General features: G+C 38.4%; 2 protein-coding genes, 1 pseudogene and 1 other annotated feature. Of the genes and pseudogenes, 2 read left to right on the top strand and 1 reads right to left on the bottom strand.

What is annotated here, in order from left to right; all coding sequences use genetic code 11:
* Positions 1 to 258: 258 nt before the first annotated feature.
* Positions 259 to 831, top strand: a complete 573-nt coding sequence (locus FTT75_RS15550) for an HdeD family acid-resistance protein (protein ID WP_159139015.1) — start codon at positions 259 to 261, stop codon at positions 829 to 831.
* 296 nt (positions 832 to 1,127) lie between these two features.
* On the opposite strand, the pseudogene FTT75_RS15545 reads toward FTT75_RS15550, so the two are convergent.
* Positions 1,128 to 1,552: pseudogene (locus FTT75_RS15545) on the bottom strand (transposase); the annotation flags it as partial.
* Positions 1,161 to 1,277 (bottom strand) — a sequence feature (AL1L pseudoknot). Its footprint overlaps the pseudogene before it by 117 nt.
* A 335-nt stretch (positions 1,553 to 1,887) precedes the next feature.
* Here FTT75_RS15545 and FTT75_RS15540 point away from each other — a divergent pair.
* The coding region (locus tag FTT75_RS15540) for an integrase arm-type DNA-binding domain-containing protein (RefSeq protein WP_180186810.1) at positions 1,888 to 2,414 on the top strand (527 nt) is incomplete at its 3' end.

Raw genomic sequence — 2,414 nt, 5'->3', positions numbered from 1 at the left:
CTGGACAAAATGACTCCAGATGAGTTTTACTATGACCAGCTACCACAACAAAATAAGGTAGCTTAACTAGAGCAGAATATCACTTATAAATAAGCTTTTAGTTGTTCAAACAAGTGGGACCACCTCTTTATATCGATGTTAATCGGCTACTAAAACATAATTTTATTTTTTTATGCAAGAGGAAACGTAAGATTCTTCTAAAGCCAATCAAGTTTTAAAGTATGATCAGTCAAATAAGACATCACTTGAGAAGAAAAGATGAAAACAGTAGGCAATGACTTGGTACGTAGTCAGTTGCATCAAAAGCGAAAATGGTATCTGGGGCTGGGCATTTTACTAGTGATTTTTGGTCTGGTCTTGCTAGCGACTTTACCCTTTGCAACCTTGTCCGTGGTATTCATGTTTGGCGTACTGATGATGATCGGCGGGATTCTGCATTTTGTTGCTGCATTTAAAATTTTTCATGGCGGTTTTCGCTGGTTCTGGGCCTTATTCGGTCTTTTATACTTGCTTGCCGGATATTATGCGTTCAGTACACCGCTACAGACCGCGGTGGTCCTGACCCATATTCTGGCGATTATTCTAATTATTGCAGGTATCATCCGGATCTTGAATAGCCTTTTGTTTCGCGCTCTGGGTGGATGGGGCTGGACTTTATTTTCAGGCATCTTGACCCTGCTGGCAGGGATTGTGATTTTGCAATCCCCAGATGCACCGTTTTGGGTCCTGGGCCTGTTTCTGGCGATTGATATTTTATTTCAGGGGATTAATTACCTGACATTTGCGTCTTATATCCGGTATGAAGTCCCGAAAAGTTCAGCTGAGCTTTAAAAGCTCGCATCAAGAGCGCTCCGTGCGCTCTTTTTTATGTCTTGTGATGAATATAAGTGTGATCAGTTTATGTCAAAAATCTTTGTACTTGCGCCGGGTTCCTTATACTGAACTTGCATAAATTATGTTGTGTAACGTATGTAACAAGTTGAAATTATTAAAAATAGGATAACTAAAAATGCAACCGACTGAATTAAAAAAATTACCAGACTGGTTATTAGAACAGTTACCCCAAATAACTGAACCAGCAATTTTATCACTTATAGGTGTTGTTCAAATTTACGGAGCCATCTCTTGTCAGCGAGATCTAAAGTTCGGTAATAGGTTGAAGCTGCGATCGGTAAAATCCTACAAATCGCATCAACACCATATAAGTCTTTATTGTTATGGATGAAATCCACCATTATTTGTGTGGGCGGTCGAGCTCCGCCTGGGCGAAAAAAGCGGCTGCTTTACGTAGAATTTCATTGGCACGCTTTAATTCTTTAATTTCACGTTCCATTTGCTTCATTTTTTCTTGATCAGATATCTGTTGTACTTTAATAGGATTTTGCTGATCTAAATGCTTTTGATGCCAGGCACGAAGTGTTTCAGGAGTACAACCAATCTTAGGCGCAATTGCTGTGATTGCAGCCCAAGTAGAAGGATAATCTTTTTCAGATTCAATTAGTAATTGAACCGCTCTTTCTCTAATTTCGAGGGTATAGGTTGGTTTTTTCATCGGAATAGTCTCTCAGAATATTGAGTCTCCGACAAACCCGGTACGGTTCATTGTTTGTGTTTGGACAAAAGTGATGAATGCAGACCGTTTTGATGTGAAGAAATCATGATCTGAATATTTAAGATAAAAAACCGGCTTTAAGCCGGTTTTTTTATTTAACTTGTAGAATCAATGGTTAATTAAATGGTTACTAAAAAGCAATCACTCTAAATATAAAACAGATTTAACAATAACTTATAAAAATATATGATGCGTATGATACGCATCATACATAAAGCGTTCTATTTTGATATAATTGATCCAATCAACCCATTGTTAGGTTTCATTTAAATTCCATGAGTCTTACTGAAATTAAAGTTCGCCAAGCTCATTGTAAGGAAAAAACCAGTTTTTTATCCGATGAAGATGGGCTTAGCCTGAAGATTGAGCCGAGTGGAAGAAAATCTTGGTGCTATCGCTATACAGATCCACAAACTAAAAAACGTCGACGCATTCAGTTAGGTCGTTATCCTGATTTATCGCTGAAAAAGGCACGACAAGTCAGAGATGACTTTAAAGACAATGATTTCTGTTTTGAACAAGATACTGCCTCTAATGTCATCACCTTTGGTAAGGTCGGGGAGGAGTGGTTACAGTTCAAACTGAAAAATGCCTTCAACGATCTACCCCGCTGTGGTGTACTACAGTTAGCAGAAAGATGCTTACAGCAAGATATTTATCCAGACCTTCAGGATCTACCTTTTCAAAACATCAAGCGTTATGACCTGGTTTCAGTAATCAAAAAAATAGAGGGACGCCAAGTAAAAGAACCTGTCAAGAAAGCTTGTAGTTATTTGAACCAAATTTATGACTACGCTGTAGC

Source organism: Acinetobacter sp. YH01008 (assembly GCF_013420435.1).
Classification (GTDB): domain Bacteria; phylum Pseudomonadota; class Gammaproteobacteria; order Pseudomonadales; family Moraxellaceae; genus Acinetobacter; species Acinetobacter pseudolwoffii.
The sequence above is the reverse complement of the archived record's forward strand: the minus strand, read 5'-3'. Positions and strand labels throughout refer to the sequence as shown.